Source organism: Micromonospora sp. ATA51 (genome assembly GCF_016802855.1).
Lineage (GTDB): Bacteria > Actinomycetota > Actinomycetes > Mycobacteriales > Micromonosporaceae > Micromonospora > Micromonospora sicca.
The window spans coordinates 1-6,610 of sequence record NZ_JAEVHJ010000351.1; the positions used below are offsets into that span (position 1 = coordinate 1).

Below are 6,610 nucleotides of genomic sequence, written 5' to 3' on the forward strand. Positions count from 1 at the left end.
CCGGTGTCGACGCGCCGGCATGACCGCCGTCCTCGCGCTCGTCGTCGCGGTCGCCGCGCTCACCGCGCACACCTGGGTCAACGCCACCCGCTGGCTGCGCCGCCCCGACGCCGGTCCGGTCGAGGTGACCGAACCGGTGGCGTGCTGCTGCCGCTGCGCGACGAGGCCGACCGGGTGGAACCGTGCCTGCGCGCGCTGCTGGCCCAGCGGGGCGTGCCCGGGCTGCGGATCGTGGTGCTCGACGACGGGTCCACCGACGGCACGGCCGACGTGGTGCGCGCGCTGGCCGGCGACGACACGCGACTCACCCTGCTCACCGGGGTCGCCCCGCCGCCGGGCTGGCTGGGCAAGCCGCACGCCTGCTGGCAGCTCGCCACCCGCACCGATCCGGGCGCCACCGTGCTGGCCTTCGTCGACGCCGACGTGGTGCTCACCCCGTACGCCGTGGCGGCGGCGGTGACCGAACTGCGGGCGGCCCGGGCGGCGCTGCTGTCGCCGTACCCCCGGATCCTGGTCCGCGGCGTGGCCGACCGGCTGGTGCAGCCGCTGCTGCAGTGGCTGTGGCTGACCTTCCTGCCGCTGCGGGCGATGGAACGCTCGCCGCGGCCGTCCCTGGCGGCGGCCGGCGGGCAGTTCCTGGTCGTCGACCGGGCCGGCTACCTGCGGGCCGGCGGGCACGCGGCGGTCGCCGACAAGGTCCTGGAGGACATCGAGCTGGCCCGGGCGGTGAAGCGTTCCGGCGGTCGGATCGCCCTCGCCGACGGCGCGGAGCTGGCCGCCTGCCGGATGTACGAGAGCTGGCCGCAGCTGCGCGACGGCTACACCAAGTCGCTCTGGGCCGCCTTCGGCCACCCCGTCGCGGCGGCCGCGGTGGTGACCGTGCTGCTCCTGCTCTACACGGCTCCCCCGCTGGTCGCGGTCGGGCTCGCCCCGACGGCGCCACCGGTGTCAATGGTTGCGCTCATCGCATACCTGCTGGGCGTCGCCGGGCGGGTGGTCAGCGCCCGGGCCACCGGCGGGCGGGCCTGGCCCGACGCGCTGGCACACCCCGTGTCGGTCGTGGTCCTCGGTTGGCTGACCCTGCGGTCGTACCATCTGCGGAAGCGGCGGCGGCTGACCTGGCGGGGCCGCCCGGTCAGCTAGGAGGCACGGCATGGCGCGGATCGTGGTCATCGGCGCCGGCGTCGGTGGGCTGGCCACCGCCGCCCGGCTGGCCGTCACCGGGCACGAGGTCACCGTCTTCGAGCGGGCCGACACCGTCGGCGGCAAGCTCGGCCGGTACGCCCACGACACCCCGGCCGGGTCGTTCCACTTCGACACCGGGCCGAGCCTGCTCACCCTGCCCCAGGTCTTCCATGACCTGTTCGAGGCGACCGGGGCCAAGCTCGACGAATACCTCGACCTGACGCCGCTGGACCCGATCGTCCGGCACGTCTTCCCCGGCGACGGGCCCACCCTGGACTCCTGCGCCGACCCGGCCCAGTTCGCCGCCCGGATCGGCGCGGCCCTCGGCGACCGGGCCGCCGCCGACTGGCAGCGACTCTGGCGACGCGCCGCCCGGGTCTGGGAGGCGTCGCACCGGGACGTCCTGCGCCGCGCCATCGACTCCCCCCGCGACCTGGCCGCGCTGGCCTGGCGGCTGGGCGACCTGGCCGCCATCGGGCCCGGCCGCACCCTGCGCGGACTGGGCCGCAAGCACCTGTCCGACCCCCGGCTGCGGATGCTGCTCGACCGGTACGCCACCTACACCGGCGCCGACCCGCGCCGGGCCCCGGCCGCCCTGGTCGCCGTCCCCTACGCCGAGCTGACCTTCGGCGGCTGGTACCTGCGGGGCGGCTGGGCACCCTCGCGGACGCGCTGCTCTCCCGCTGCCTGGACCTCGGCGTGGTGGTGCAGACCGGCGCCACGGTCACCCGGATCGACGCCGCGGGCGGCCGGGTCCACGGCGTACGCCTCGCCGGCGTCGCCGCGCCCGTCCCCGCCGACGTGGTGGTGGCCAACGTCGACGCGCTCACCGTCTACCGGGACCTGCTGCCCAGCCCCCGCCGGCTGGCCGGGCTGACCGACCGCAGCCTGGCCGGCTTCGTGCTGCTGCTCGGGGTACGCGGCGACTCCGGGCTGGCTCACCACACCGTCTTCTTCCCCCGCGACCACGACGCCGAGTTCGACGCGGTCTTCGGCGACCCGGGGCGCGGGATCCGGGCCCGGCCGGCGGTCGACCCGACGGTCTTCGTCACCGTCGCCGACGACCCGATGGTCCGCCCGGACGGGCACGAGGCGTGGTTCGTGCTGGTCAACGCCGCCCGGCACGGCACCGCCCCGGGCGCGGTCGACTGGCGACGCCCGGGGCTCGCCGAGGCGTACGCCGACCGGATCCTCGACGTGCTCGCCGAGCGGGGCGTGGACGTACGGGACCGGCTGGTGTTCCGGGAGATCCGCACCCCGGCCGACCTGGACGAGGCGACCGGCGCGCCGGGCGGGACGATCTACGGCACCGCGGGCGGGCTGCTCCGCCCGGCCAACCGGGGTCCGGCGCACGGGCTCTGGCTGGTCGGCGGCTCCAGCCACCCCGGCGGCGGCCTGCCCATGGTCACCATGTCCGCCCAGATCGTCGCCGAGGAGATCGGCCCGGCCTGGTAGCCGGGTGGGCCGGTCAGTCGGCGTCGATCAGGGCGCGGCGGACGGCGGAGAGCAGCTGCCCCAGGCCGAAGCCGGCCAGCAGCACCCACACCGTGGTGGCCATCGTGATCGTGCCGGCGATGAGATCCACGTCGATCAACCCGGTCAGCCCGGAGACCAGCAGCCCGACCAGGGCCACGCAGACCCGGGTGGGGCGCTCCCCCACCGTCACCGCGCCGATCTCCCGCATGCCGGCGGAGACCGCCCGGGCCCGGACGTGCTCGTGCAGCCAGGAGAGGCCGCCGGCGGCGGCAACCAGCGCGCCCGGCGCGCCGATCAGCCAGAACGCGGTCAGCCAGGCGGCCTCGCCCAGCCGGTCGGCGACCGAGTCGTAGACGTAGCCGAGCCGGGTGGTCCGGTTGGTCGCCACCGCCACCGCGCCGTCGACGCTGTCCGCCACCGCGGCGAGCAGCACGAACAGCGCCCCGAGCAGTGGCCCGTCCCCCGACCGCCCGACCAACAGCGGCACGCAGAAGCAGAGCAGCACGCCGACCACCGTGACCGGGGTCGGGCCGACCCGCAGCCGGCCCAGCACGTACCCGACGTGGTAGGCGAAGCGCAGCCAGGCGCGGACCACCGGCGCCGCCACCCGCGGGTCGAACCCGCCGTGCAGCCGCGCCCACGCAGTCGCGTACTGGTCCCAGTTCAGCTGTGTGCCCACCACGGGATCAACCTTGACTTCCTCTGTCCCCTGAAGGGGGCAGATTCCCGACGGCGGTCATGTGGCACGTCGGGTGGTTGACGTTTCACGGCCCACAGGTGCGGGGCTCCACGTCCGTACACGGCCAAGTCCGGCCGCGTGGAGAATGTTCTGGGCTGCATTGGTGTCGGCGTGGCCGGCGTGGCCGCATGAGGTGCAGGTGAACGTGACGCCGTTGCGGGAGCGGGGGTCGCGGTGTCCGCATCCCGAGCAGGTCTGCGACGTGTACGCCGCGGGGACTTTCCGCAGCTGCCCGCCGCGCTCGGCCAGTTTGTAGGTCAGCAGGTCGATGGTGCGGGCGTGGGCCTCGTTCAGCATGACCCGGTTCAGCCCGGCCTTTTGCCGCACGTTGCTGCCCGGCGCGGCGACGGTGCCCTTCGCGGAGCGGGTCATGTTCTTGACCCGCAGGTGTTCCACCACCACGATGCCGTACTTCTCGGCAATGGCCGTGGTGGTCTGGTGCTGCCAGTCGTGGCGGCGGCGCTTGGCTCTCGCGCGTACCCCGGCGATCTGGTCGTAGGTGCGGTGCAGGCGGTTCGACGTGCGCTCGGATGGCTTGCGTGCCCGCCTCTGGCGGGCCGCCTTGCGCTCCAGCCGCAGAAGCCGTTCGGCTTCCTTCGGCCGCAGCCACGACCCGTGGGTGTGGTCGGCGCCGTCGGACAGGGCCAGGGCGACGTTGACGCCACGGTCGATGCCCACCGCAGGCCCGTGGTGCGGCGCGGGTGTCCCGGTCTCCACTTCGGTGCGGAACACGATGTGCCAGCCCAGCACGTCCTTGACCAGCCGGGCGCCGGTGGTGCGTCCCGGCTCGCGGCCGACACCGGGGATCGACCCGGACCACCGAAACCGGACCACACCGACCTTCGGAAGGCGCACCTGTCCGACGTGGCGGGACAGGCGGGTGACGGCGAGGTCGCGGCCCTGCGGCACGTCGACGGACATGCGGGACCGCAGGCGGCCCTTGAACTCCGGCGCGCACGCGCGACCTTCCCAGCAGTTCCTCCACGCCCGCACGTACGTCTTCAGGACCTGCTGCGCGGCCTGCGCGGGAAGGTCCGCCAGCCAGGGAATGTCGACGCGGGCCTGCCGGATCGCTTCATCGGCCTGCTTGAGGCCCGGCCGTCTGCCCTTCCCGCCCCACGTCCACCAGGCGTGCAGCAGGTTCCACAACGCGCGAGCCGCGTGGCCCTGAGTATCGAGGGCGGCAGCCTGCTCGGGGGTCAGGGTGAGGCGACGCACGTACCCGCGGTTGACCTTCACGACGCGACGCTCTTGCACCGGCCTCTCCCACTGCGTCTCCATGTACTTCTCAACGGTCGCGGTCGACACGGTGCCGACCGACGACACGAAGTACGACCGGGACCACAGCGTCGGCAACCGCCGACGCAGGTGGGGGAACTCCTCACGCAACGTCCGCGACGTAAAGCCCTTGAGCTGGTTCGCCACATACGAAGGCGAGGCGGTCGGGTCCCGCCCGGACGACGAGGTGCACGTGATCGGGCATGACTTCCAGGGCCGGGACCGACCAGCCGTGCTCGTCACACTTGTGCCCTATCAGGTCCCGCAGGCGATCGGCGACCGAGCCGACGAGCACCGGACGGCGATGCTCCGGGCACCACACGATGTGGTAGCTGAGGCTGTACGCCGCCCCCCGATTTGTCTGATACCCGGCCACCATCCAAGCATATGTGCGCCGCAACTAACAGTGCGAGGCCAGTACAGCCATTCACCTGCCGCCTGAAGACGGCAGCCCCTCGCCCCAGCTCTGTAGACAGGGCGCTGCTGGTGTCGGCGGGACGGGTGGTCACACCCGCGCGCCGGCCCGGAGGTGCTGCCAGACCTCCCGGGTGGCGGTGGACCGGTTGAGGGTGATGAAGTGGATCCCCGGCACGCCCTCGTCGAGCAGCTTCGCGCACATCTCGCTGGCCTGCTCGATGCCGAGCAGGCGGACCGCCTCCGGGTCGTCGGCGACCCGCTCGAACCGCTCCGCCAGCGCGGGCGGGAACGGCGCCCCGGAGAGCTGCACCGACCGCTCGATGGTGCCGATCTGGGTCACCGGCATCACCCCGGCCAGGATCGGGGTGTCGCAGCCGGCCGCGGCGACCCGGTCCCGCAGCCGCAGGTAGTCGTCGGCTTCGAAGAACATCTGGGTGATGGCGAACTCGGCCCCCGCCCGGCACTTGCGGACGAAGTGCGCGGTGTCGCTGGCCACGTCGGGTGAGCGCGGATGCTTGTACGGGAAGGCGGCCACGCCGACGCTGAAGTCACCGGCGTCGCGGACCAGCCGGACCAGGTCCTCGGCGTACTGCACGCCCTGCGGGTGGGGCACCCACTCGCCGCCCGGGTTGCCGGGCGGGTCGCCCCGCACGGCGAGCACGTTGCGCACCCCGACACCGGCCAACCGGCCGATGACGTGCCGCAACTCGGCGACGGAATGGTTGACCGCGGTCAGGTGCGCCATCGGCAGCAGGGTGGTCTCGGTGGCGATCCGCTCGGTCACCGCGACCGTGGTGTCCCGGGTCGACCCGCCGGCGCCGTAGGTGATCGAGACGAACGAGGGGCGCAACGACTCCAGCTCGCGGATCGCCTGCCAGAGCAGCCGCTCCCCCTGCTCGGTCTTGGGCGGGAAGAACTCGAAGGAGAAGGTCGGCTGGCCGACACGGATCAGCTCCCCGATCGCCGGCTGGGGATTCGGGAGGACCGAGGGGAGACCGAGCGCCACGTACCGACTCTAGCGGTCGGCACTCGAGGCACCCATGAGCTTCCCAGCGGGCGGACGGCGGCCGCCGGGAGCGTCGTACCCCGGGGGTAGAAATGGGTCAGCGCGGTGGGGTCGGCCGGTGGCCGATCCCCGGGGGGCCGCGCGGGGGTCAGCACGATCGCGTCGCGGAGGGTCCGGTCCGTCGGTCCGGGTGCCCGCGCCGCCCGACCGGCGCCGACGTCCACCGGAGGACCGATGACCCCGTTCCCGCCACCCGGCCCGCGCCTGCTCGGGCCGCTCCTGGCCGAGCTGCGGCTGGCCCGCCGCTGGAGTCAGCAGCGGATCGCCGCCGAGCTCTGTGCCGCCTCCGGCGTGCCCACCCTGACCCGGCACGAGGTCAGCCGCTGGGAACGGCAGCTTCGGCTCCCTGGCGAGCTGCGGCTGGCCCGCCGCTGGAGTCAGCAGCGGATCGCCGCCGAGCTCTGTGCCGCCTCCGGCGTGCCCACCCTGACCCGGCACGAGGTCAGCCG

Annotated in this window: 3 protein-coding genes and 4 pseudogenes; 3 read left to right on the forward strand and 4 right to left on the reverse strand. The window is 74.0% G+C overall.

Annotated elements, in window-relative coordinates; translation table 11 throughout:
• The first annotated feature begins 19 nt into the window (after positions 1-19).
• Positions 20-1,143 (forward strand): annotated as a pseudogene (locus tag JNW87_RS32605) (glycosyltransferase).
• A gap of 10 nt (positions 1,144-1,153) precedes the next feature.
• Positions 1,154-2,640: pseudogene (locus tag JNW87_RS32610) on the forward strand (phytoene desaturase family protein).
• A gap of 13 nt (positions 2,641-2,653) precedes the next feature.
• On the opposite strand, the gene JNW87_RS32615 reads toward JNW87_RS32610, so the two are convergent.
• The 4 genes and pseudogenes from JNW87_RS32615 to metF all read right to left on the reverse strand — a co-directional run bounded on the left by JNW87_RS32615 (position 2,654) and on the right by metF (position 6,101).
• Positions 2,654-3,343, reverse strand: coding sequence for a CDP-alcohol phosphatidyltransferase family protein (locus tag JNW87_RS32615; RefSeq protein WP_238455006.1), 690 nt, complete (start codon positions 3,341-3,343; stop codon positions 2,654-2,656).
• Positions 3,344-3,397: 54 nt separating this feature from the next.
• Positions 3,398-4,681 carry a transposase gene (locus tag JNW87_RS32620; protein ID WP_236648671.1) on the reverse strand — a complete coding sequence of 428 codons (1,284 nt, stop codon included), beginning with the start codon at positions 4,679-4,681 and terminating at the stop codon, positions 3,398-3,400.
• Positions 4,661-5,057, reverse strand: a pseudogene (tnpA, locus tag JNW87_RS32625) (IS200/IS605 family transposase); the annotation flags it as partial. The pseudogene tnpA and the gene JNW87_RS32620, both read right to left, overlap by 21 nt.
• Before the next feature lie 126 nt (positions 5,058-5,183).
• A complete protein-coding gene (metF, locus tag JNW87_RS32630) occupies positions 5,184-6,101 on the reverse strand; it encodes a methylenetetrahydrofolate reductase [NAD(P)H] (protein WP_109805856.1) in 918 nt (305 codons plus the stop codon).
• A gap of 234 nt (positions 6,102-6,335) precedes the next feature.
• Here metF and JNW87_RS32635 point away from each other — a divergent pair.
• Positions 6,336-6,610: pseudogene (locus JNW87_RS32635) on the forward strand (hypothetical protein); the annotation flags it as partial.

Bases quoted from the DNA above. Each gene is read 5' to 3' on its own strand.
- JNW87_RS32620 (WP_236648671.1), bottom strand. From the start codon at position 4,681: ATGGAGACGCAGTGGGAGAGGCCGGTGCAAGAGCGTCGCGTCGTGAAG.